The following is a 23,846-nucleotide window of genomic DNA, read 5'->3' as shown; positions in this document are numbered from 1 at the left end:
CTCAACGACTTTCACTATTATGGCAAACGTCCTACAAATCGACCTCTATGATGCTGGCTTAGATTCAGCCGTTAGCGAAGTGATTCGGCAGTGCGACTCGTCGCTACCTCCGCAGAATCGGTGCATCAGTGCAACCGGCGCGCATGGACTGGTCACCGCCTTCAAAGAACCGGCGTTCAAAGAAGTGTTGAATTCATTCTACTGGAATTTACCGGATGGCATGCCGGGCGTGTGGGTAGGCAAACTAAAGGGAGCCTCGAATATGACCCGCTGCTATGGCCCCGATTTTTTCCGATATGTGTTCGCGAACAGTGCCTCAAAGCCAATCAACCATTTTCTCTGTGGTGGTCAGGAAGGCGTTGCCAACGAGCTGAAAAAAGCCGTGGGTCGCAAGTTCGACAACTATAAGGTAGTGGGTACGTTTTGCCCGCCCTTTCGGGAAATGTCGGATGATGAATTCCGGTCACTGGCCGACACGATCAACCGGTCCGGAGCCAATATCGTCTGGATCGGTCTGAGCACACCCAAACAGGAACGCTTTGCCCGGCGACTGGCGCAGTGGACCAACGTCAACTTCATCGTTACGGTCGGTGCCGCGTTCGACTTCCATACCGATCGGGTAGCTCAGGCTCCCGGCTGGATGCAGAAGCTCTCGCTGGAATGGTTTTTCCGGCTGATGGCCGAGCCTAAGCGCCTGTACAAACGATACTTGGAGATCGTACCGCTCTTCATTTTTCTCAATGTAAAAGAAATTTTCTCAACCGTTAAATAACAAACACGTATGAAAAAAGCACTCGTCTGTGGTGGCGGTGGTTTCATTGGAGGCCACTTGATTAATCGGCTCAAGTCCGAAGGCTATTGGGTTCGCGCAGTAGACATTAAAGAAAACGAATACGGCAATGATAACGCCGATGAGTTTATCGTTGGTGATCTGAGAGACCCGAACGTAGCTGACGAAGTCGTTACCAGTGATCTGGATGAAATTTACCAATTAGCCGCTGACATGGGTGGTGCAGGGTTTGTCTTCACCGGCACGAACGACGCAGCCATCATGCACAACTCGGTATTGTGCAATCTGAACATCCTCGAAGCAGCCAAGAATCAGGGTGTGAAGCGGATTTTCTACTCTTCGTCGGCCTGTATGTACCCCGAGTACAACCAGATGGACCCCAACAACCCAAAATGCTCGGAAGAGTCGGCCTATCCGGCGGCACCCGACAGCGAATACGGTTGGGAGAAACTGTTCTCGGAGCGTCTGTTCCTAACTTATCAGAAAAATCACGGCATCGAAGCCCGTATTGCCCGGTTCCACAACATCTTCGGTCCACAGGGCACGTGGGATGGTGGTCGCGAAAAAGCACCTGCTGCCGTATGCCGCAAGGTAGCAATGGCCGAAGACGGTGGCTCGATCGACATCTGGGGTGATGGCAAACAAACCCGTTCGTTCCTGATCGTTGATGAGTGCGTAGAAGGCATCCGCCGGTTGATGAACTCCGACTTCTCGGGACCAGTCAACTTAGGATCAGAAGAAATGATTTCGCTGAACGACTTCGCGAAGATGGTCATCGACATTTCTGGTAAAAACCTGACCATTAACAACATTCCGGGTCCGCTGGGTGTTCGTGGCCGTAATTCCGACAATCACCTTATTCAGGAGAAGTTGGGCTGGGCTCCTTCGACACCATTGCGTAAGAGCGTTGAGAAAACCTACGACTGGATTTCAGAACAGGTTCAGAAGAAAGAACTGGAACCCGCTGAGGCATAATGGAGCGCATTACAGCTTCCCTGTCGACCCTGGAGCGTGAACTAACCGCTCATGCCCAGGGTGCCAAACAGGTTTTTCTACGAAATAGCGACACCCCAACGAATGTTACGCAGGTTGCCTATGGCGTGTTTACAGCCGCCGATTATTGCGACCTGCATACGCACCCGACTATGGAAGAGTGTTTCTTTTTTCTCAAAGGCGAAGGCATGTATACCGTTGGCGACCAGTCCATTGACTTACAGTCCGGCGTTTTTGTCCGGATTCCGGCCGGGGTACCGCATCGCCTGGAAGCAACCGGCACCACCCCACTGGAGTACGTTTATTTTGGCGTAGCCACGAATTGATTGATAAACTCAGGGACTACCAGACCCAACCTTCCGCACAGCCGGATTATCCTGCGGGCGAGGGAATAATACCAGTGGAGGTTTTTCCCTCACCCAAAAAGACGGTTCGCTCTGCGAAAGGTTGAGTCTGGTGGTCCGATGAGAATGATGTAACAAAGTCAGTATGCTCAGTAAAGAAATGACAGGAACCGATGCACCCGTACCCGATGTGGAAACAACAGTCGTTTCTTCAGCGAAGGGCCGGCATGGGGTATTGTCAACAGCCACGCTCAAGCGGTTTGCCATCAATGTCGCGTCGCTGTTTAGCGTCCAGATGGCAAATATGCTGCTTCCCCTGCTGACGGTACCTTATGTGGTACGGGTCATTGGGCCGGAGCGGCTGGGACTGCTTAATTTCTCGCAGGCTTACGTGGCTTACTTTACCCTGCTGATCAACTACGGCTTCGACATGGCTGCTGTCCGAACGATTGCCGCCAACCGAACCGATAAAGAGCTGGTTAACCGGACATTCAGTGAAGTTATTGCCGGGAAAACGATCCTGTGGCTGCTATCGACGCTCATTTTTATGGGTATCACCTGGTTCAGTCCCGAGTTCCGGTCGCACCTCTGGCTGCACACCTGTACGTACCTAAGCTGCATCGGCATTGTGCTGTTTCCGGTCTGGTTGTATCAGGCCATGGAAGATCTGGGACGGGTAGCTCTTTTTAATCTGATCGTAAAAATTCTGTTCACGCTGTCGGTCTTTGTCCTGATCAGAAAACCGGACGATTACATCTACCAGAATCTGTCGGTGAGTGTAGCGCAGATCGTGGTCAGCATCATTGCCTTTTGGATCGCGTTGCGTCGCTTTCGTTTAACCTTCACGTGGCCCTCGATCGCTAACCTAAAGACGCGTTTCATAGAAAACAGCACGCTGTTTTTCTCCTCCGTCACCATTACCCTTTACGCTGGATCGGCGGTTTTTCTATTGGGCTTATTGAGTAACGCTTACGATGTGGGTATTTTTTCGGCGGGCACACGGCTGGAAAGTATTGCACGCTCCTTCGTTACGATGGGGTTGAACCAGGCCTTTTTTCCCATTGTTGCCGGGGCCTTCGGGCGTGGTCGGGAAGATGGGCTGCGGGTGGTTCGAACGACATTTTTTCCATTGCTTGCCTTCATGACGCTGGTATCGATAGGGCTGTGGCTCATTGCTCCCCTGTTCATAGCCAAGTTTTACGGCGATCAGTTTCTGGATGCCATCCGGGTGCTGCGCGTCGTTTCCTTATTACCTATTACCATCGGAATCAGCAACTTACTGGGATTTCATACCATGCTGAACCTCCGCATGGACAAAGCCTTTTTCTTCATTACCCTGGGTGGTTCGGTGATTGGTCTGCTGATCAATATCCTGTTCATCCGGGAAATGGGATACCTCGGAGCGGCCTATGCCTGGGTATCTGCCGAAGCATTCATTGCACTGGCCATGTACAGTTATCTGTACCATAAAGGGATTCAGGTTATTCAGGGAGCCTACCTGCGGGAGGCTGTTGTGTTTAGCAAAACCCGATTAACCACCTTATTTAAGTAGAACTAGCGTATGGAAACTGTAGCTGCCGTAGTTGTGACCTACAACCGGCTGACCGATTTAATCAAGTGCATTGCCAGTCTGCGCCAACAGACCCGGCCCCTCGATGCTATTATTGTCATTAACAATGGCAGCACCGACGGCACGGATGTGTGGCTTGCCCAACAGACTGACCTGTCTATCGTCAGTCAGTCCAATTTAGGCGGAGCAGGCGGTTTTGCTACCGGCATCGACACTGCCTACAAGGGTGGCTACGATTGGCTATGGTGTATGGACGATGATTGTCTGGCCGCTCCCGATGCGCTGGAAGCGCTGATGACCTCGCCGAATATCGGTCCCTGCATCAAGAATTCGGTATCGGTCAGCAATAAAGACAGCAGCGAGTTAGCTTTTTATGTCGACCGGCCGAACCGCAGCTACCGTAAAGTAGCGGATATGACTCCCTATGATCTGGTTTACGGCGTGGCTTTCTTTTTCAACGGTACGCTGGTCAGTGCAGAGGTGGTCAAAAATGTGGGGCTACCCGACAAGAAGCTGTTCATCTGGGGCGATGAGGTTGAATACATGACCCGCGTCCAGAAAATGGGCTATCCGGTCGTTACCGTTCCCAAGTCGATTTTTTATCATCCCCCTTCCTTCGACCGCAACGGCATTCCCTGGCCGGGTGCGTGGAAGCAGTACTACGCCGTGCGCAACCAGCGACGGGTGTTCCAGAACATTCACGGCGACAAATACGGCATTCTGGTTTTCCTGAAATGGTCTGCCAGAGCTACAATGGGTCAGATGGGTGGTCAGCACTCGAATAAGATGTACAATTTCCTTCTGTACAGCGAAGCCGCTCTCGACAGCCTGTCGAATAATTTCCGCAAGCAACCCGGCAATATTCTGACCGTCAAGCTATACCGGTTATTAAACAAGGCGTAAGAAACTAACACAAGGCTCAACGATTCGATCAGCATGAGAATTTTACTCGTTTCATCGGCGACACCAACCTCCAAAACGGGCGTTACGGCACATTACAATCGCCTGATTGCCAACCTGACGGGTCGGGTCGATTCGGTGCAGCTGCTGACCCCGGCGGATACGCCACCCTGGCTCAAACTCTGGCTGGGCGCGGGTCGTCGGCTGGCGAAGTGGCTTGGCCCAAACAGCCGGATTCTCTATCTGGAATTTGAAAATTTCGTAAGCGTATGGGCGCTGGTTCGGCTGAAAGGACCGAAGGCATTCGATCTGGTCCACGCGCAGGATGCCACCACCGGGGCTGCGGCTTCGTTGGGATTGTCCCGAAAAGTGCGGGTCGTAACGACCTGCCATTTCAACGACGATCCCGTCGCTGAACACCGCGATCAGTCACCACTCAGCGACCGGACCAACCGGCGGCTGTCGTCGTGGTATCGTTACATGTTCCGGCAGCAGGACGCGTTCATTAACGTGTCCGATTACACGAAGCAGAAGGCGGCTTTATTACATCCCGAACAGGCGATCAGTACCGTCATTCACAATGGTGTCGTCTTTCCGCCCGTGACTCCTAAAGTGGATACGGACTCGATGATCATCATGAACGTCGGCACCCTCGAAGAACGCAAAAATCAGCGGTTGCTCATCGAAGCGGCTAATGAGTTACGTAACCGGGGATTCACCAATTTTCAGGTCTGGCTATTGGGTGAAGGACCAAAACGCGATGAGTGGCAGGCGCTGGTGCAGGAATTGAAACTGGAAAGCCACGTATCATTCCTGGGTTTTCAGCCAAACGTTACCGATTTTCTGCAACGGGTTTCGCTGTACGTACATACCGCCCGCAATGAGTCGTGGGGCTATGCCATTACGGAAGCTATTGCCGCCGGAACACCCGTACTAGCCATGAACGCCGGTGGTATTCCCGAGCAGTTTGACGAACAGAAAGCCGGTCTATTGTCGGTGCTGACGACGGCGGCTGATCTGGCCGACGAGATCATGCGCTACCAGGAACCCGCTGCCCGACGCCAGCTAGCCCGCAATCAATGGGAATATGCCTACGACCGATTCCGACTGGATATTATGATCGATAAGCATCTGGCATTTTACCAGACCATGATCAACCCACAGGCACCCGCTTACAAGCCCGAACCTGAACAGCTGATCAATTCGTAAGACTGTCTCAATCGACACGATACTCAACAAACAACTAGTACTACTACGCATCACATGAATGTTCTCTGGCTTGCTCCTACATCACACTCGTCGAAGGCGAAACACCCAATGCCCTGGGTGACGGCTTTAGCCCAGCGTCTGCTGGAAAAAGGTGATGTAAACCTGAAGGTTGTGAGCTACAACCCATTCATCGACCGCGATGAAGAAACGGTGCAGGATGGCATCAACTATACGTTTCTGAAAGTCCCCGACGATAAATGGGATCTGTTGCGCGGCTACACGGGCCGGATCAAGCGGGTTCAGAACTACCTGCGCGACATAGCTGGTCAATACGATCTGATGCACATCCACGGAGCCGAGCAGCAGTACCATGTTATGGGTAGCGCAATCGATCTGCCAAAGGTGTTATCGGCGCAGGGGTTCGTAACGGAATATTACCGGCACCTGTCGAAACGGCCTGAGTATCGGCACCTGTCGTGGTTAGTAGCTGGCTATTACGAGAAACGCTACATGTCGAGCGTCAAGCACTTTATCTGCCGGACCCACTGGGACAAATCCATTATCCGTAATCTGCATCCGAAGGCGATCGTTCACCACAACTGGGAAATGATTCGCCCGGAGTTTTACACGGCGATGAAATCATCAACGTCGGAGCGCAATGCGGTCCTGTTCGTGGGTGGGATCAACTACATCAAGGGTATTCGCGAAGCGCTCCAAACCGTGGATCAGCTGCGGAAAACCCTGCCCATCCGGTTTATCGTTACCGGTTCGGGTCGTAAAGAAGATTTGCTGGAAATGGTAACGGCGTTGGGGCTGAAGAACGTACGCGCCGAAGATATCGAACATCGGGGTATGCTGTCGGCGGCTCAATTGTGGGAAACCTACCATGACGCGTTTTGTCTGCTGCATCCCTCCTATATCGACAATAGCCCCAACAGTGTTTGCGAAGCTCAGCTGGCTGGTCTGCCGGTGGTAGCCTCGGATGTGGGGGGCGTAGCCTCACTGGTTGAGTCGCACAAGACGGGCCTGCTGACCTCCATGAAGGTAGCCGACATGGTGGAGGCTGTTGACAGCCTGTGGAACGACGAACTATTGCGCGAATCGTTGACCGAAGAGGCCCGGAAGGTGTCACTTCAGCGATTCGATCAACAGCAGATCACGAGCATTACCGAGAACATTTACCGTGAGGTGCTGACCAATCCGTAACGGAAGTCAATCACGCATCACTACCGACATGCGCTTATGCCACTAAAAATCGTACTTTATAGAATTGCCCTGTATGCCCTGCTGTTCGGCGTCAACGCGCTGACGTATGGTGGCAATTCGCTCAATCCGATCCTGGATAAGGCGGTGAGCGGCCTGGCTTTTCTGGGTATAGTGACGCTGGTCCTGTTCTATATCGACCAGCCAGCTATCTATAAAGTGGCGGCCTGGCTGCTGTTTCTGGGCGTTATTCTCCTGGTGCTCGAATCTAAATACGAGTATAACCAGTATGTATATTCATTCTTCGTCATCAAACGTTTCGCCTATTGTGGCCTGGCGCTTAGTGCCTGCTATGTGGCAAGCCGGGCGGGCGTATTAAAAATACAATATGCGGTTCATATCATCTTCGGGTTGTATATAGTCAACCAGCTGCTGTTGGGTCAGATCTTCAGCTACGCGATAACCTCGGAAACCCGGACTACCACGGCTCCGGAATCCTTCTACCTGATTATTCCGTTCCTGTACTACATGGTCATCTATGCGCAGGAAAAGCGAATCATCGATCTGGTAAAATCGCTGGCCGTTTTCGGATTGATCGTGTTCCTGCTCCACCGGTCGGTTATGTCCTCGGCGGGCGTAGCGGGCGCGGTGATTCTCATGATGGCCGGACTGGGCAAGATCAGTAGTGGTTCGCTGAATATCGGTCGCACACTGGGCTTCTTCGCCCTGGCTCTGATCGCGGCACTTCCCTTTCTGGGCATTCTGGCCACGATCAAGGCCGACGGATTTATGGAACAGATCGCGGGCATTTTCTCACCCGCTGAGGATAACACGGGTAGCTGGCGGCTGGAACAGATCACGTATTACTGGGATAAGATCGGCGATCGTCCGTTGCTCGGCTGGCGCTATGAAGGCTACGACCGGGGCGAAATTATGGAGAATGAGGACTTCCCCGAAAAAGGCACGATCATTCACTCGCAGTATGTCGATATGCTCTACAATTATGGAGCCGTTGGGCTGGCGATCAACCTACTTATTATACTCGGCACAATGGGTGTCATTTATTTCCGCAACCGGACGCTATCGACTGAACAGGCGGTTCTGTTTGGCTTTATCACCAGTGGTCTGCTGTTCGGTATTTCCTACCAACTCCCGGTATTTTACTGGGGCTTCGTCGGTTTGGGTATGTTCTACGGCCTCAACCGGCAGCCAGTTCCGTATTCCGATGAACCAGACGAAGAAGACGACTATAGCTCTTCACACGAATCCACTAGTACTCAACTCTCAGTATGATTAACATTGTTATACCTGTTCATAACCGAAAGGAATATACCCGTCAATGTTTGGCGTGTCTATCTGTTCAGACGTACCGTAATTTCAAGATCATCGTCGTTGACGATGGCTCAACGGATGGCACCGCGGCAATGATTCGGGAAGAATACCCGGACGCCGTTGTCCTCACGGGCGACGGTAACCTGTGGTGGACAGAAGCCACAAACTGGGGGGTTCGGTATGCGCAGCAAAACCTGGACAAACGGCAGGAGAATTTCGTGCTGACGCTCAACGATGACACCCGTGTCGAACCGGCGTATCTGCAAACCATGCTGGATGCCTATCGCAAACATAAACCCTGTCTGATTGGCTCGGTTAGTGTCGATAGCAACAACCCCGAAAAGCTCGAATACGCCGGGGCATCTTTCGAACTATACACAGCCGGTGGACGCCACCTGGCCGAAGATTATCACTACAACTACCGGGAACTGGTTAGTAAGGTAACTTACGTGGAGTCGCAGTCGCTGCCGGGCCGGGGAACGCTGATTCCGATGGAGGTATTCGAAGCAGTCGGACTATATGACTCGAAGAATTACATCCACTACATGTCCGACATCGAGTTTTCGGTACGGGCGCGTAAAGCCGGTTATCGGCTGATCGTCAACGTGGCAAGTCTGGTGTACGAGTATACCGAAGCCACGGGCATTCAGGTTGAGCGTCAGGTGAGTCTGCGCGAATTCCTCAAAGGCTTTACGTCGATCAAGTCGCCGACGTACCTGAAAGTACGCTACAACTTCGCCATCGCGCATTCCAAAACGAAGGTCATTTACTTTCTGTGCGACATCGGACGCATCTGTACAGGTTTTTTGTTGAGAAAGGTCAGAATCATGAAACCGCTGTAGCACCATGAAAAAAATGCTGTTATCGGCGTATGCCTGCATTCCGAATCACGGATCAGAACAAGCCACAGGCTGGACGTATGCCACGACACTCAGCCAGAATGGATTGGAAGTACATTGCCTGACCCTAAAAGATGGGCGCGACGGTATCGATCCGATTTTGGCAGACGGCTATTTTCCGAACCTGACGGTTCATTATGTGACCGTTCCTGCCTGGGTCGATGCGTTCCTGAAAAAGGGCCTGATCGGCATGTATTTTCACTACTTGTACTGGCAGTGGACGGCATCTAACATGGGCATGCAGCTCGACCGGCAGCATACATTCGACCTGGTGCATCATGTAACCTACGGGAGTGTACAACTGGGCAGTTTTATGTACCGGTTGAAAAAACCGTTCGTGTTCGGACCCGTGGGTGGTGGCCAGCGAGCACCCAAAGCATTCAAGCACTATTTCGGTAAATACTGGAGCCGGGAATGGATGCGGGATATGGTCGGAACCGTATTGCAATACGTCAATCCTGCCTATTTTCGGACGCTACGGGTGGCGGATCAGGTCGTGGTAACCAATCAGGATACCTTCCGGCTGGTGCGAAAACTACGTCCGACGAAACCCCTCAGCCGAATCTGGGATGCCGGTCTTAGCACCTCATTTCTACCCAACGAACCAGTTGACCGTCGAGGAAACGACTCCATGACGGGTGGACCATTGAATTTACTGTGGGTGGGTCGTTTACTACCCCGGAAAGCGTTGGAATTAACCATCCAGGCATTGAGTAAAGTCGACCCATCACTCCCCATCACGCTGACCATTGTGGGTGGTAAAGGCGAGATGGCGGAGGACGTTCCCCGTTACATCGAGCAGTATGGCGTAGCCGACCGGATTAACTGGGCAGGTCACGTCAGCTACGATACCGTACGGGATTTCTACCGGAAATCGGACGTGTTTTTCTTTACGAGCCTGCGCGATTCGTGCCCGCACCAGTTGCTGGAAGCGATGGCGTATTCGCTGCCGGTCGTCACGTTAAACCTGCACGGCCAGGCGGAACTGGTCGATGAGAAAACGGGAATCCGGGTTTCGGTAACGACGCCGGAGCAGGTGGTTGCTGATCTGGCCCGCGCTATCGAGTGGATGTATGCGCACCCCGACGAGCGGCTGGCAATGGGCCGGGCGGGTTACGCATTTGCCAAATCGCAACTGTGGGAGACAAAAATCAGAACGTTCATCGACGAGCTATATCCCCCCCTATTGCCGACAGAACTGGTCAGTGAACCAGCTGTCATGCCCAAAACGAACCATTGAACATACCCTTAACCGGATCAGATTTTACTCATCACGAACGATTTCCCTATGATTACGCTGGATCAACTTTCGCAACTTGGTATTGGCACCAGCCGGGTGGGATCACTCGGCAGCCGGTTGTCGCCGGAATCGTTCAGTGATTTTCTGAAGGTAGCCTCTTCGCATCACCTGAACCTGATCGACACGTCTAACTACTACGGTTCCGGTGATGCTGAGCGGCTTATTCGCAAAGGGATGAAGGCCAGCGGTGCACCGTTCTTCGTTGTTACCAAGGCGGGTTTACCGTGTGTTCACGCACCGGGCTGGCTCTCGCCCCTGAATCAGCTTGCAAAGAAAGTAAAGCAGAAAACAGGATCGAAAAAGAATTATACAGCGGCTTACCTGATCGATAGTCTCCAAAAAAGTAACCGACGATTGGGCGTTGACGCGGCTGACGGTTTCCTGCTCCACGAGCCGGTCTGGACGGATCTGGCCGACGCCGATTCGTGGGATGGCTTACAGAAAATCCGTCAGCAGGGACTGGCCCGGTATACCGGCGTTTCGACCAGCGATTATCGGGTAGTCGAGGAAGGGATTCGGAGCGGACAGGTTCAGTTCGTGCAAACGTCGGCCTGCTGGACCGGCACCGAATCAGACGAGATCATCAAGCTCTGCCAGGCCAACCACGTTCCGGTGCTGGCCAATCAGGTGCTGCGGCCTTATAAATCGCTGCAAAGCAAGTTCGAACTGAAGGCTGACGAAATTCGGCGGTTAGAGGGGCTGGCTGACATTTCGCTGGCTCAACTACTGATTGCCGCTGTGCTGGTTGACAAAAACATTAACGTAGCGCTCTTTGGAACAAGTGATCTGGCTCACTTGGAGCACAATATGGGTGCGCTGCATTACACGAAACCGCTGGCGAAACACCTTCCCATCATCAACAAACTACTCGCATGATCGTCACGAAGAACAACTATCAACCGGGACAGGTATTGACGACCGACATCTGCATTATTGGCAGTGGTCCGGCGGCTATCTCAATGGCACTCAGTTTGTCTTCTTCCCCGTGCAACATTATTGTTGTGTCGGGGGGTGGCTGGTCCGAGACGGTGGGCAATCAGGATCTGAACCGGGGTGTTGTGTCGCAGGCAGGATCGCACGAGCCACTCGAAGAAAACCGCCGTCGGCAGTTTGGTGGCACATCGGCAGCCTGGGGTGGTCGGTGCATCCCGTTTGAACCGATCGACTTCAAAAAACGGTCGTGGGTGCCCGATAGTGGCTGGCCTTTTTCGTTCGAGACACTGGACCCGTACTATAAACAAGCCGCCGAACTCTGTCAGATCGGCGATTACGACTTCGACGCACATACGGCTTTCCCGGCGAATCCGCGTGAAATCATTCCGGGACTGGATTCGGAAGAATTCATCTCCTCTCCGCTTGAGCGCTGGAGTCCGCCCGTCAACTTTGCCAAAACGTACCGGTCAGAACTGGAACGCAGCAAAACGATTCAGGTGCTGCTTGACGCGCAGGTGATCAGGCTGAATACACTGGATGGCAGCGACCAAGTATCGACGGCGGATGTGTCAATGGGCGGATCGCCAATTTCCATCCAGGCCAACACCTTCGTGCTGGCAGCGGGCGGCATTGAGAACCCACGACTCCTGCTGGCGTCGACCAGTGCGCAGTTCCCAACCGGGCTGGGCAATCAGCACGACAACGTTGGCCGGTATTACATGGCGCATTTGAAAGGCGTTTACGCTGAAGTCGATCCGGCCAACCGAGAAACGTTCTTGTCTGATTTTGAGCGTGATGCCGAAGGTGTTTACTGCCGTCGGCGGTGGTGGATACCCGAGAAAGCCCAGGAAGCTCACAAACTGTTGAATTCGATCTTTTTTCTCTACTTATCCAATAGTATTGAAGGACATAGAGATGTCTTGTTTTCATCACGCTACGTCGTCAAAGGCTTGTTGTCGATTGCCAGTCAGCGATCGGCCCGAGCTATTTTCAGTAAGGCAAAGCAGGTGTTACCATCGATCAAAGAGCATGCCGTCAACATTGCGACGAACGGCCTGTCTCAACTGCCCGACCTGATTCGGCTGAGTCTGAAACGCATGGCCAAGCGTCGGCTTCCTTATATTCTCCCGGCAAAGAATTCAAAATACTGGGGGCTGTATTTCCAAACCGAGCAGGCTCCTAATCGGGACAGCCGGGTATACCTGTCCGCGACGGAAAAAGATGCATTTGGTGTTCCAAGGGCCGAGGTCAGCATTGCTTTTCTGGAAGCGGATGTCGAGTCGGTCGTTGCGGCCCATACGCTGTTTATCGACAATTTCAGGCAGAAGAATCTCGGTGAAGTGCTGTATTCAGAAGAAGGTTTACGGGACTATCTTACCAAATCGTTGCGCACGTTCAATTCAGGAGCGCACCACATTGGCACGACCCGCATGTCCGACGATCCGGAAACGGGTGTCGTTGACCGCAATGCTAAGGTTTATGGTCTATCAAACCTGTATGTAGCGGGGGCTTCGGTGTTTCCTACGGGTGGTCACGCCAATCCGACGTTCACCATTGTTGCTCACGCGCTGCTTCTGGCCGATCACCTGAAATCCCGGATCGACCGTAAACCAACGCCTGAACTGGCCATAAATGAACGAGCTTAACGCTTGTGTTTAGCTTAACCAGATTATAGCCAAAAATCTGGATCTCCCTACCCTCGTTATGAAAAAAGTATTAGTCTCAGCATATGCCTGCATCCCGGATCGGGGGTCAGAGGAAGGAAACGGTTGGTACTATTCGTCACTCATTAGCCAGCAGGGCTATGAAGTCTATTGCCTGACCCGCGACGTTGGCAAAGCGAGCATTGAGCAAAAGCTTCGGGAGTTTCCGCATCCAAACCTCACCTTTGCCTTCGTTACCGTGCCTAAGTGGGTCGATAAAGCCTACACCAAAGGACTGATTGGCCTGTATTTTCACTACCTCTACTGGCAATGGGCCGCGATGAAAGTAGCGATGCGTCTTGATAAAAAACACGCATTCGACATCATACACCACGTTAGCTACACCAGTCTTCAACTGGGTAGTTTTCTCTATAAACTGAAGCGCCCCTTCATTTACGGTCCCGTTGGTGGTGGGCAGGAAGCCCCTGATTCCATGCGGGGTTACTTCAAACAATATTGGGTGAAGGAAAAGATGCGGTCGATTGTGAGTTCGCTCATGCTCCGGTTCAACCCTGGTTGCTACGAGTCGATACGACACGCCAACTATGTACTGACCTGGAATGAAGATACCCGCCAGATGGTGCGTGCCCTTGGTCGGACAGAAGGTGTTGAGAATGCATTCGGTGGGGTTGGGCAGTATTTTGTTCCGGCGGAGCCAATCCACCGTACCGCCCACAACACCCTGCAACTCGTGTGGGTCGGACGGCTGATGCCCCGCAAAGCGCTGGAGCTTTCGCTGCATGGACTCAGCAAAGTAGACCCCAACATACCTGTCCACCTAACCATCGTTGGCGACGGGGAGATGGGCCAATATGTACCCGAGTACATTGCCCATTACAAGTTGGAGAACCGGGTTACATGGGTTGGCCAGGTCAATTACGAACAGGTCAAACACTACTACCGACAGGCGGATGTGTTCCTGTTCACCAGCTTGCGCGACACGGGTCCGGCTCAGCTCATGGAAGCAATGGCCTACTCGCTGCCGGTGGTTACACTCCATCTGCACGGTCAGGCCGAACTGGTCGATCAATCGACCGGAATCCGGGTTCCGGTAACGGAGCCAGAAACCGTTGCAACTGGTCTGGCAGAAGCCATCGAATGGATGTACCACAACGAAGCCAAACGAATTGACATGGGCCAAAACGCCTTTCGGTTCGCTCAAAATCAGCGGTGGGAGTTGAAAATAAGCCGTCTGGTTCAGAAATACTACCAGTCACTGGCTAAGCCGAACGTTGACCGGGCTGACGCGACCAGCCCGATTGAAGAATGGTAACAAAAGGCGGGTCAGCTGCACCTGTCCCTTTTGACACATACGAGGAGTACCAAAAAATTGCGGGAATGGGACAACAGAAAAAACAAATCATAGTGCTCAGCGTGACCCTGATGATACTTCTGTCCGGAAGCATCATTGCGTCGTTATTTTTCAAGGAATCGTGGCTGTGGATGGACGAAGTACTGAGCTACCTGCTTGTTTCTGATCCGTCCGTAGCGCACCTGAACGATGCGGTCGTGAGTGGTATGGATGCAAATCCGCCCCTGTTTGTCAACCTCTATTGGTTCATTGGTCATACGATCAGTATGAACCCGCAATTTTTACGGGCCGTTTCCGTCGTTATTTTCGCCGGTACAATTGCCCTGTTCTACCGCAATACGTCGACCCTGATTGGCAAACCAATCACGAATTTTGTTTTCATTACGCTCATTGTTGCCTTCACGTACCTGAACCTGACCCTCTCGACGCAGATTCGGGGTTATTCGCTCTTTCTGCTGATCAGCCTCGGCTATTTCATGGTTCTGCACCGGCTTATGCAATCGCCGAGTCAGACCAAGTGGTTGATCGGCTTTGTGTTGTTGGGTATACTGCTAGTGTTCACTCACAATTTTGGGTTGTTCTACGCTGCCTCTTCGGGTGCTTTCGTTGCCGGGTTGCTACTCTGGTCGAAGAACCGAAAGTATTGGTGGGTGCTGGGCGCTCACGGGTTAATTGCCCTGATATGGTTACTAGTCTGGTATCCAAGCTTTGCCATTCAGACCGAAGCGGGAAAACCACACTCCTGGATTCCGTTGCCAACATTCCTGTCGTTTTTCGCCACCGTGGGTGAACTGGCGCCAACCGTTTCGTCAACACTGGAACGCCGGATACCGGTGATTTCCATCCTGCGCTTTTTACTCATTGCAGGCTTATGGCTTTACATCGCCCTACCCCGGTTGAGAGCTGGTTATGAACAGGTTATACATGACCGAGCGTTTACCTTCTACGTACTGTCGGGATTTCTATACATCGTCCCGATTTTGATCGCACTGGCCGTTACGTTGGTTCATACATCCGTTTTTATCAGTCGCTACCTCTGGCCGGGGCACCTCCTGCTGATCTATCAACTTTTGTATGCGTTCTACTTTTTTGCGCCCCGTTTACCAGCGCGTGTACGCCAGTTCACGCTGAGCGTCAAATTACTGCCGGTGTATATGGCGTTGCTGGCGGTGTTTATGTTTTATCAGAATCGTAAAACGGCCATTTTTCCGAGCGGGGTGCTGAGCTATCTGCCACAGTTGGACAAACAGTATCCTGTCTTCGTCGAAACGGCAGATTACTTTCTACCTATCTGGTTTCATCATCAAACGCCCCAGATTCGGTATCTCCTCGACTGGAAAACAGCGTCTCAGGAGGGCAACATTCTTAACGCGACCGTACATCACAAAATACTGAAGTCGGTTCGGGAAAAATATGGCGTAGGCAACATCCTGCCGTCGCAGGGATTCAACCGGACTTCGGTGCCCCATTTCTACGTCATCGACGAAAGCAGCAATTACCAGATCGAACATTTTATCGAAAACGGTCAGGTACGTGTTGTCCGACAATTGCCCATTAACATTGAAGGACATCGCATTCTGGAATGCGTATTCCAATCCTAAACCCTGATTTTAAACGACTAACTTCTGAACATCAAATCGCTAAATTTATGAAACGTTTCAAACACCTGTTGCCCGTGCTGCTGCTGCTGATGAGCTTGACGGCAGCCATCATTAGTTGTAAAAAAGGGGGTGACGACCCTACGCCAACACCAACGCCGGCTCAGCCTGTAACAACGATCACCAGTATCAGTCCGGCTACGGCTCCGGTGGGCAGTACCATTGCCATCGGGGGGACTAACTTCGGCACGAGCCCGACCAGCAACACGGTTACCATCGGGGGTGTTGTGGCTACGATCGTATCGGTTACGGACACACAAATTGTGGTGGTAGTTCCCACGGGTGCGGCCAATGGCCCCGTCTCGGTTACGGCCGGCGGCCAAACGGCCCAAAGTCAAAGTACGTTTACCGTCTACGTCGCTCCCCTCAAACCCGTCGTGGAGATTTCAGGGACGACATTCGCCAATCAGAACTGGACCCGAGACAAGATTTACCTGCTGAAGGGACTGGTTTACATACCTGCCGATTTTACGCTGACCATTGAAGCGGGAACGGTTATCAAAGGAGCCGCCCCGGATCAGGACCCGGACAAAAAGAACATGGCCGGCACGCTGATCATCGAGCGCAGGGCTAAAATCATAGCGCAGGGAACGGCTAGCCAACCTATCGTTTTCACCTCTGCCAAGGCAGCGGGTCAACGTGCCTATGGTGACTGGGGCGGACTGGTACTGATCGGGAAAGCAGCGATGAATACGACCAGCACAGCCGCACTTCCAGGTGGCGTTCGTGGCACGGTAGAACGGTACGCGGAGTTCAATGACAATTCCGGTACGCTGCGCTACGTGCGGATTGAGTATGCAGGAGCCGCTCAACCCACCGGGTCTGCAACCAGACTCAGTGGTTTATCGCTGTATGGCGTGGGTAACTCAACCGTAATCGATCACGTTCAGGTGTCCTATAGTGGCAGCGATTCATTTGCCTGGTTCGGCGGAACAGCGAATCTGAAAAATCTGGTTGCCTACCGTAGTTTCGATGATGACTGGAGCGCCGATTGGGGATACGTCGGTAACGTACAGTTTGGCGTAGCCGTCCGCGATCCGGACGTGGCTGATCAATCGGGTTCGAACGGCCTGGAACTGGAAAATTATGACCCAACCGCAACGACCGATGTTACGCCCGTTGTGCTGGCGAATGGCTTACAGCAAACGGCACCCGTTTTTGCTAACCTGAGCAGCTTTGGGTTCGGCACCACCCCCACGACCAATAAAAGTGCTAAAGGCACAGGGGCCTATCTGGCTGGTCTGTACCTGCGCCGAAACGCTGCGGTCGCCGTGTATAACTCGCTTCTCTATGGGTATCCGGAAGGCGTATCACTGGGTGCAACAGGTGCCACTCCGGGCGTGACGAACAACACGATCGATTTGCAGGGTATTGTCCTGGCGAACGTACTGACACCAGTTGTCGGGAATGGCGTACTGACCAGTGATCTGACGACTACCTATTTTACCACTAGCGGCCGGGCGAATCAGATCGTTCAATCGTCGGATCTGACAGCACTGAGACTCAATAATTTCAATGCTACGACACCTGGCTTTTTGCCCCAATCGGGATCGTCCTTGCTGACAGGAGCGGTGACGGGTGGAAAACTGGCTAATTCCTTTTTCACACCCACAACTTTCCGTGGTGCTTTTGGAACGGACGACTGGACTACAGGCTGGACGAACTTCTTCCCCCAAAACACGGATTACGATAGATAAGCGGAGTGAGTCTGACCTAAGGTTATTTGCATTCGGCAACCTTAGGTCAGACTCTTTTGTTGTTCGTTAAAACGAACACAGTATGCCGCTTCAACAGGACCTTCAACGTGTGATTACAGCCGACGATTTTAGCAATAAATCGTTCCGGTTTACGGCAGTGCCTGGGAATGATCAGAACCGTTCTACCCAAGTAGCCAACACCTCTCCGGAAATCAAACCGGTATTGATGGTCAGTCATCCAATGCTGACCTTTGCCAGAACTTCGCCGGGCAGACCCGCTTTCATTGTACTGACCATTGCACAGCAGCATGCCGACACGCCAGTTACACTCTCAACCGATGCGCCGGATCAGTTTCAGGTAGCCACTGACGACCGTCCTGGTTTTTCGCCCGACCTGACGTTCACTCCGTCCCTAACCGGAACCTATGTGCATGTCCGCTACGTCGCGAACCAGACGGGGTTGCACGAAGGCAAACTATTTATTGAGACTCCCTACGAAAGCCGGACATTAGCATTAAAAGGAAGCAGCTGGAGTCTTTTACCCGCATTATACACGCCCCAGTTTCCGGTCAGAATAACCAAAACAGGTCAAGGAAGTCGCGTATTTTCAGGTAGCTGGCGCGCAAGAATAGCGTTCGCTGTTATTATCGGCAGTCTGGCCTTGGTAAGTTACTTTTATCGCAGTCAACTCGCTCCGACAACTACTCCAGACCGCTCCCTCACCGAAAGTAACCAACCAGTTACCAGCCCGTTGACCAGTAGAAAGTCGCTCGAAACGACTGCGTACACGACTATAGAGTCAGGGGAAACGCGAACGGCTCAGTCGACACGAAAACAAACCAGAAAAAAGCGATCTACCAACCGTTTGTCGCTTGACTCACTGAGCGATGAACGTCCGGTAACACCACCTGTCTCCGCGAAAGCGGTGGTTGCCCCTAAGAGCTCGTTTCAAACTGACAATCGACAGGCTAACGCTCAATCTGGACAACAACCAGTTGTGGTCCCTTCCCCTGAGGAAAGTGAGTTAGAGCGGGTGCTTAATCGGAAAGTCCAGCAACAATGAGTAAATAATTAAACATAGAATAGGCGAAATATCTGCACTCAAAGCCTATTCGCTGCCTGTCCAATTACTCATACAGATGTATGTAAGCCGATAATTTCATCTATATTGGTTAGTCATGTTCTCTGTTAATTATTCTGTGTGTATATTTACTGGTTCTGAGTTGGCTTTCGTAAATTATTTACGTTGAAGATCGCTAATATAGTGTTTACCCTTTGCCTAACTTTTTTTACTCATTAATTCGTCAACGAACCTGAACGTATAGATGGCTAAACTAACTACGCCAAAACGTCGAAAGGCAAATCGAATTCCTATTTTAATCATCGAGGATAATGCCGATCAATGGCTAATTATTCGTTCGGCTCTTTCGCAATGTTTTCCTGAAGTAGAACCAGTTTGGACTAATAATGCGACCCAAGCTTTAAAATACCTTGAAGCTTGTTCAACAGACGACGCAAAATTACCACGGCTGATCTTACAGGATTTATACCTGCCAAGTCGAGAAGAGGGTTGGGGCTTATTAGATTCAATAAAAAGCCATACGCTTTATCGCCAGATACCCCTTGTTATATTGAGTAATTCACAGGATCATAGCGATGTCCTGAAATCGTATACGTTTAGTATTGCCTCATACATTATTAAACCAATTACTTACCACCAGTGGCTAACGTGTTTTTACACATTTCGCCGTTATTGGTGGGAATCCGTTATGTTACCGTTGCATATATTACAAACTAGTCGGTAACCGTCTGTATACGAAATTTTTATTTTGCGAACTGTATACTGCGACAGGCAGACCTATGCTTCTCAATTAACTCTTGTTAGGCCTAGATTGGACGGCAGACTAGTTTTGGGGATGAGATCCATTTATCGCCTGTCTGATTAAGTATTGATTTCATCAAATCATAGTTCCACTCTCTTGCTCTACTGAAGGAATCTCTTCACTACATTGTTGATTCTACTTTTTCAAGAACATTACTCTATGTATTCTGGGGAAAAATCATTCTTCGCAGAGTGATTTTTTTCTAATTGGACGCTCCTTTTTTTCTCATACGTAGTAACACAGCAGCTATTTTTCTGCGTCAGAGCAATCCTGCTTCCGAAACAACTACTGAAGAGGCCGTTTCCTAATTTCCTATAACAATATATCACTATTTTTTTTGCATTATTCTTTAATTAAATTTGTTAATTTTGACTTTATTAACACTACACTGGTTTGTAATCAATCTTATCTACTAATTTTATAGAGATAAACAGTATTAACTTATAATCAATACTGTAGATAACAAACTACTGGTTCTTCCTAATCCACAAACAGAACGATCAATTAAATTAAAAGAGTCTTTTTATCGATCAAGCTCCGATTTAATTGACAAAGATTACTAAATGAAAATTAGCCATTGAAAAAAGCTCAAATCATTACGCTACGCCTACCAATTCAGCGGCATATTTCCACTAACATATGGTATGTCAATTGAGCAAACCAACTCTATCCTGATTGCTTTTATTCGAAACAGTTCTTTTCTGCCACACTATGTCTTTTGCTATTTACCATAAAGTTGCTATCGCGTTCTGTAAACGTAGAACTACTTTCATCGCTTTCTTACTAACTATTTTTTTCCTTATCCAGCTTTCTGTTTTAGGCCAAAGTAATTATTATGTGTCAAACGCCGGGAGCGATTCAAACAACGGAAAAACAGTTAGTACCCCTTTCCAGAGCTTATCAAAAGTAAATTCAATAGACTTACAGCCAGGTGATTCAGTATTATTTCGCAGAGGAGATACCTTTCGCGGAACACTACTGATCCGAAAGTCGGGATCCTCAAGCCGTTCCATTGTTTTCGATGCATATGGTAACGGAGAAAAACCCATACTATCGGGTTCAGTACCTGTCACTAATTGGTCATCGGTCGGTGGCAATGTCTGGCAGGCCTATTGTCCTTCCTGCGGCCCCGCTGTAACGGGATTATATCGAAATAACATTTCCTTGCCACTTGGCCGTTATCCGAATACAGATGCTCCCAATAAAGGAAATTTGACAATAAACGCACATACAGAAAAGTATCAAATTTTCATTCAGGAACAGCTTCCGAATGACATTGACTGGAAGGGCGCAGAAGTAGTTATGCGGCCAACTGCCTGGATTATTGATCGCGCTGTCGTTGACCACCAGTACGGTAATGCCTTCAATTTATTTAATAATTCAAGCTATTATCCCAGAGATAATTCAGAAGTTTTTTTTCAAAATCATCCAGGAACCTTAGACAAGAATGGAGAGTGGTGTTACAATGCCAGCACTAAAAATATTTTGATTTATGACGAACAAAATAAACCGAATGATCAGTCGATTCAGGCTACTGTCTATGGGCGGGGTATTGATCTGGCAAATGTATCATACGTGACGATACGCAACTTATATATTACGCAAACGCTCAATACCAGTTTACTCGCTCAGAATGTATCTAATCTTACGCTGTCTAACATTGATGCTATCAATACAGGTGAAGACGGACTCATTATCTTAGGATCGGGCAAAAATCTGCTACTGGAAAATAACAAAGTCATTACGGCTTACAACAATGGTGCCTGGATCGACTTTTATCAAAACGTCGTGCTGAGAGGCAATACGTTTCGTCATATTGGTGACGTTCCCGGTCGAGGCAAGAGTGGTGACGGACAGTACAATGGCATTACGTCAAAGGCTGATCAGAATGTCTTGATTGAGAATAACAGACTTGATAGTATCGGATACAACGGTATTACATTTTGGAATAACACAACAATTCGGCGTAATGTAATCTCAAACTATTGCTATTCTAAAATAGACGGGGGTGGACTATACTGTTGGAACGGCAGCAAAGCTTCCATGACGAATATTCATTTGAACTCTAATATATTATACACTAATCCACGAGGTAATACACCTTGGTCAGACTACGCTATTGGTATATTCCTTGATGACTGTGTCGAAAATGTTGAAATAAATAATAACACAATATTTGGAAATACACAATGGGGAGTTTTTCTCCATGGTAATAACAACATTACGTTTACAGATAATACCTTATTTGATAATAGCACTTGTCAATTAGTTGTATATCATAATGGAGGAGCGTGTCCAATTCGGAACGATGTGATAACGCGTAATACCATTGTGAGCAAACTTCCTAGTCAGCTAGTCGCTCAATATGAATCGAACGCAAATGATTTAAACCAGTATGGTTTAATTGATTCGAACTACTATGCTCGTCCTTTTAACGAGGCAGAATCTATACGGGGAGTAATAAATTCAACGTACGGAAATAATTTTTCTTTGCCAGACTGGAGAAGTTTTTCTGGAGGGCTCGATATTCATTCGAAAAGCAGTCCCATTACGTATAGTGAGTATAAGAATGAGGGTTCTGGCGGTGTTACGCGCGTCAACAGCACCTTCGAAACAAGCAGCGATGACTGGTTTGTTATATACAGCCGCTATAACAATGCCGTAGTTTCACAAGATAACACTAACAAACTTGATGGTGGTAGCCTCCGAGTTGACTTCCCTTCTCTCTCTGGCCAGAGTAACACGTACGCACAGATTGTCAAACGCATTAGCACTCTTACAAGGGAGAAAGCCTATGTGCTTCGCTTTGATGCCCTTTCGACTGCTAATGCCAATTTACTCGTTTATCTGCGACAATATGGGCCTCCTTTTCAGGAATATACCAAGCGGTATACAATAGCCATGAGTCCCACCCGTAAAAGTTATGAGTTACCTTTTACTGCATTAGATAACGGTGTTGATCCTGTCATTATGTTTCAGATTGACGGGCAGGAACCAACATTCTGGCTTGACAATGTTCGCTTACAGGAAGATGCTTCTATACGAAACAACCCGAACGACTTCATCAAGCTGTTCTACAATCCGACACTGAAAGACAGCACAATCATCCTTACAGATCGATACCGGGATGTGAAAAATCAGCTTTATACTTCTTCCTTGATTCTCAAGCCGTTCACGTCGGTTGTACTATTTAAAGATACGTTGCCGACACGCCCCGCCGATTTGAGTCTTTCGTTCCAGAGTGACAAGCGTTTTATAAGCGTTGGTGATTCCGCTACGTTTCAGGTGCGTATCAGCAACCAGGGCGATACGCCCGCTTCGTTGGCTCGTTGGACGGTCCGGTTGCCTGCCAATAGTGAATTTGTTAACATAGGAGTTGGCCCCTACAGCGACAACGTCTTGACCGGTACCTTGAACCAGTTAGCTCCTTCGGCTGATACCACGTTCACGTTTGCGGTCAAACCAACCGCTCCCGGTCTGTTTCGCTTGGCCGCTCAACTAACTACGGCCACATCTCCTGACCCCGACAGTAGTCCAAATTCAGGGACAGCCGATGGCGAAGACGATATGGCCATTGTTGATTTGCGTGTCGGAACATCAACGATGAACGTGTATGACTCGCCGAATCCGACGCAACGCCCGTTACCACCACTTCTTTCCAACCAACCCGTACCCAATCCCAGTCAGGCGGACCTTAGCTTACGAATGGAAGTAACGAATCGAGCACCTAGTGTAGGCGACGTAATTACGTATACGTTGTATGTCACGAATGCAGGCGGAAGTTCGGCCAATGGGGTTCAGCTACAAAATCTGCTACCCGACGGTCTTGATCTGGTAGCGACGCCTAACTGGACTGCCAATGGGCGGCTTCTGAGTACCACATTGCCAACTGTCGGCGCGGGCGTTACGATAAGCACTGCTTTTCAAGCCAGAGTGCTAACAACTGGCCTATGGATCGATCAGGCGCAAATAAGCGCGGCATCCATTGACGACCCTGACTCAGTACCAGGAAATGGGTATGTAAACGGGGAAGATGATACCGCGCAACTCGACGTTCGTGTTCGCTGAAATCAGTAGTTTTAGCAAACTGCAAATCCTGGTATCGGATCGAACGACAGTA

Annotated in this window: 18 protein-coding genes; all 18 read left to right on the top strand. The window is 50.2% G+C overall.

From position 1 onward, the window contains the following. Positions 1 to 19: 19 nt before the first annotated feature. The 18 genes from GK091_RS22045 (at position 20) to GK091_RS21960 (ending at position 23,794) form a co-directional block, all read left to right on the top strand. Complete coding sequence (locus GK091_RS22045) at positions 20 to 772, top strand: WecB/TagA/CpsF family glycosyltransferase (RefSeq protein WP_164042037.1); 753 nt, start codon at positions 20 to 22, stop codon at positions 770 to 772. A gap of 9 nt (positions 773 to 781) precedes the next feature. Next, a complete protein-coding gene (locus GK091_RS22040; RefSeq protein ID WP_164042035.1) occupies positions 782 to 1,765 on the top strand; it encodes an NAD-dependent epimerase/dehydratase family protein in 984 nt (327 codons plus the stop codon). Continuing rightward, positions 1,765 to 2,109 carry a cupin domain-containing protein gene (locus GK091_RS22035; protein WP_164042033.1) on the top strand — a complete coding sequence of 115 codons (345 nt, stop codon included), beginning with the start codon at positions 1,765 to 1,767 and terminating at the stop codon, positions 2,107 to 2,109. Before GK091_RS22040 ends, GK091_RS22035 begins: the two co-directional genes overlap by 1 nt. A gap of 163 nt (positions 2,110 to 2,272) precedes the next feature. Further along, positions 2,273 to 3,679: a flippase gene (locus GK091_RS22030; protein ID WP_246202356.1), complete on the top strand. Its 1,407-nt coding sequence runs from the start codon at positions 2,273 to 2,275 to the stop codon at positions 3,677 to 3,679. A 9-nt stretch (positions 3,680 to 3,688) separates the two neighbouring features. Next, a complete protein-coding gene (locus tag GK091_RS22025; protein WP_164042031.1) occupies positions 3,689 to 4,600 on the top strand; it encodes a glycosyltransferase family 2 protein in 912 nt (303 codons plus the stop codon). A gap of 33 nt (positions 4,601 to 4,633) precedes the next feature. Further along, positions 4,634 to 5,806 carry a glycosyltransferase family 4 protein gene (locus GK091_RS22020; RefSeq protein WP_164042029.1) on the top strand — a complete coding sequence of 391 codons (1,173 nt, stop codon included), beginning with the start codon at positions 4,634 to 4,636 and terminating at the stop codon, positions 5,804 to 5,806. A gap of 54 nt (positions 5,807 to 5,860) precedes the next feature. Next, positions 5,861 to 7,012 (top strand): glycosyltransferase family 4 protein, encoded by a 1,152-nt coding sequence (locus GK091_RS22015; protein ID WP_164042028.1) that lies wholly within the window; start codon positions 5,861 to 5,863, stop codon positions 7,010 to 7,012. Positions 7,013 to 7,048: 36 nt separating this feature from the next. Continuing rightward, on the top strand, positions 7,049 to 8,302 hold the full coding sequence (locus GK091_RS22010; RefSeq protein WP_164042027.1) for an O-antigen ligase family protein: 1,254 nt from the start codon (positions 7,049 to 7,051) through the stop codon (positions 8,300 to 8,302). After that, the gene (locus GK091_RS22005; RefSeq protein ID WP_164042025.1) at positions 8,299 to 9,183 is read left to right on the top strand and encodes a glycosyltransferase family 2 protein; all 885 of its coding nucleotides are present in this window, start codon (positions 8,299 to 8,301) and stop codon (positions 9,181 to 9,183) included. The genes GK091_RS22010 and GK091_RS22005 overlap by 4 nt, the downstream gene beginning before the upstream one ends. 4 nt (positions 9,184 to 9,187) lie before the next feature. Then, complete coding sequence (locus tag GK091_RS22000) at positions 9,188 to 10,480, top strand: glycosyltransferase family 4 protein (RefSeq protein WP_164042022.1); 1,293 nt, start codon at positions 9,188 to 9,190, stop codon at positions 10,478 to 10,480. A 48-nt stretch (positions 10,481 to 10,528) separates the two neighbouring features. Then, positions 10,529 to 11,416: an aldo/keto reductase gene (locus GK091_RS21995; protein ID WP_164042020.1), complete on the top strand. Its 888-nt coding sequence runs from the start codon at positions 10,529 to 10,531 to the stop codon at positions 11,414 to 11,416. Then, a complete protein-coding gene (locus GK091_RS21990; protein WP_164042018.1) occupies positions 11,413 to 13,119 on the top strand; it encodes a GMC oxidoreductase in 1,707 nt (568 codons plus the stop codon). Before GK091_RS21995 ends, GK091_RS21990 begins: the two co-directional genes overlap by 4 nt. Positions 13,120 to 13,177: 58 nt before the next feature. Further along, on the top strand, positions 13,178 to 14,449 hold the full coding sequence (locus GK091_RS21985; protein ID WP_164042015.1) for a glycosyltransferase: 1,272 nt from the start codon (positions 13,178 to 13,180) through the stop codon (positions 14,447 to 14,449). A gap of 110 nt (positions 14,450 to 14,559) precedes the next feature. After that, a complete protein-coding gene (locus tag GK091_RS21980) occupies positions 14,560 to 16,089 on the top strand; it encodes a hypothetical protein (protein WP_246202355.1) in 1,530 nt (509 codons plus the stop codon). A 47-nt stretch (positions 16,090 to 16,136) separates the two neighbouring features. Next, positions 16,137 to 17,843 (top strand): IPT/TIG domain-containing protein, encoded by a 1,707-nt coding sequence (locus GK091_RS21975; RefSeq protein ID WP_164042011.1) that lies wholly within the window; start codon positions 16,137 to 16,139, stop codon positions 17,841 to 17,843. An 82-nt stretch (positions 17,844 to 17,925) separates the two neighbouring features. Further along, entirely contained in the window at positions 17,926 to 18,906 is a 981-nt protein-coding gene (locus tag GK091_RS21970) for a hypothetical protein (protein WP_164042009.1), read from the top strand. 262 nt (positions 18,907 to 19,168) lie between these two features. Next, complete coding sequence (locus tag GK091_RS21965) at positions 19,169 to 19,648, top strand: response regulator (RefSeq protein WP_164042006.1); 480 nt, start codon at positions 19,169 to 19,171, stop codon at positions 19,646 to 19,648. A 789-nt stretch (positions 19,649 to 20,437) separates the two neighbouring features. After that, entirely contained in the window at positions 20,438 to 23,794 is a 3,357-nt protein-coding gene (locus tag GK091_RS21960) for a right-handed parallel beta-helix repeat-containing protein (RefSeq protein WP_164042005.1), read from the top strand. Positions 23,795 to 23,846 lie beyond the last annotated feature (52 nt).

Origin of the sequence: Spirosoma agri, assembly GCF_010747415.1 — a bacterium.
GTDB lineage: Bacteria > Bacteroidota > Bacteroidia > Cytophagales > Spirosomataceae > Spirosoma > Spirosoma agri.
This window is presented reverse-complemented; position numbering and strand designations above follow the sequence as displayed.

Excerpts from the sequence above, each read along its gene's own strand:
- GK091_RS22005 (WP_164042025.1), top strand. The coding sequence starts at position 8,299 with ATGATTAACATTGTTATACCTGTTCATAACCGAAAGGAATATACCCGT.
- GK091_RS22010 (WP_164042027.1), top strand. The coding sequence starts at position 7,049 with ATGCCACTAAAAATCGTACTTTATAGAATTGCCCTGTATGCCCTGCTG.
- GK091_RS22040 (WP_164042035.1), top strand. The coding sequence starts at position 782 with ATGAAAAAAGCACTCGTCTGTGGTGGCGGTGGTTTCATTGGAGGCCAC.
- GK091_RS21980 (WP_246202355.1), top strand. The coding sequence starts at position 14,560 with ATGATACTTCTGTCCGGAAGCATCATTGCGTCGTTATTTTTCAAGGAA.
- GK091_RS21975 (WP_164042011.1), top strand. The coding sequence starts at position 16,137 with ATGAAACGTTTCAAACACCTGTTGCCCGTGCTGCTGCTGCTGATGAGC.
- GK091_RS22035 (WP_164042033.1), top strand. The coding sequence starts at position 1,765 with ATGGAGCGCATTACAGCTTCCCTGTCGACCCTGGAGCGTGAACTAACC.
- GK091_RS21995 (WP_164042020.1), top strand. The coding sequence starts at position 10,529 with ATGATTACGCTGGATCAACTTTCGCAACTTGGTATTGGCACCAGCCGG.
- GK091_RS22000 (WP_164042022.1), top strand. The coding sequence starts at position 9,188 with ATGAAAAAAATGCTGTTATCGGCGTATGCCTGCATTCCGAATCACGGA.
- GK091_RS22030 (WP_246202356.1), top strand. The coding sequence starts at position 2,273 with ATGCTCAGTAAAGAAATGACAGGAACCGATGCACCCGTACCCGATGTG.
- GK091_RS21960 (WP_164042005.1), top strand. The coding sequence starts at position 20,438 with ATGTCTTTTGCTATTTACCATAAAGTTGCTATCGCGTTCTGTAAACGT.
- GK091_RS21970 (WP_164042009.1), top strand. The coding sequence starts at position 17,926 with ATGCCGCTTCAACAGGACCTTCAACGTGTGATTACAGCCGACGATTTT.
- GK091_RS21985 (WP_164042015.1), top strand. The coding sequence starts at position 13,178 with ATGAAAAAAGTATTAGTCTCAGCATATGCCTGCATCCCGGATCGGGGG.
- GK091_RS22015 (WP_164042028.1), top strand. The coding sequence starts at position 5,861 with ATGAATGTTCTCTGGCTTGCTCCTACATCACACTCGTCGAAGGCGAAA.
- GK091_RS22025 (WP_164042031.1), top strand. The coding sequence starts at position 3,689 with ATGGAAACTGTAGCTGCCGTAGTTGTGACCTACAACCGGCTGACCGAT.
- GK091_RS21965 (WP_164042006.1), top strand. The coding sequence starts at position 19,169 with ATGGCTAAACTAACTACGCCAAAACGTCGAAAGGCAAATCGAATTCCT.
- GK091_RS22045 (WP_164042037.1), top strand. The coding sequence starts at position 20 with ATGGCAAACGTCCTACAAATCGACCTCTATGATGCTGGCTTAGATTCA.
- GK091_RS21990 (WP_164042018.1), top strand. The coding sequence starts at position 11,413 with ATGATCGTCACGAAGAACAACTATCAACCGGGACAGGTATTGACGACC.
- GK091_RS22020 (WP_164042029.1), top strand. The coding sequence starts at position 4,634 with ATGAGAATTTTACTCGTTTCATCGGCGACACCAACCTCCAAAACGGGC.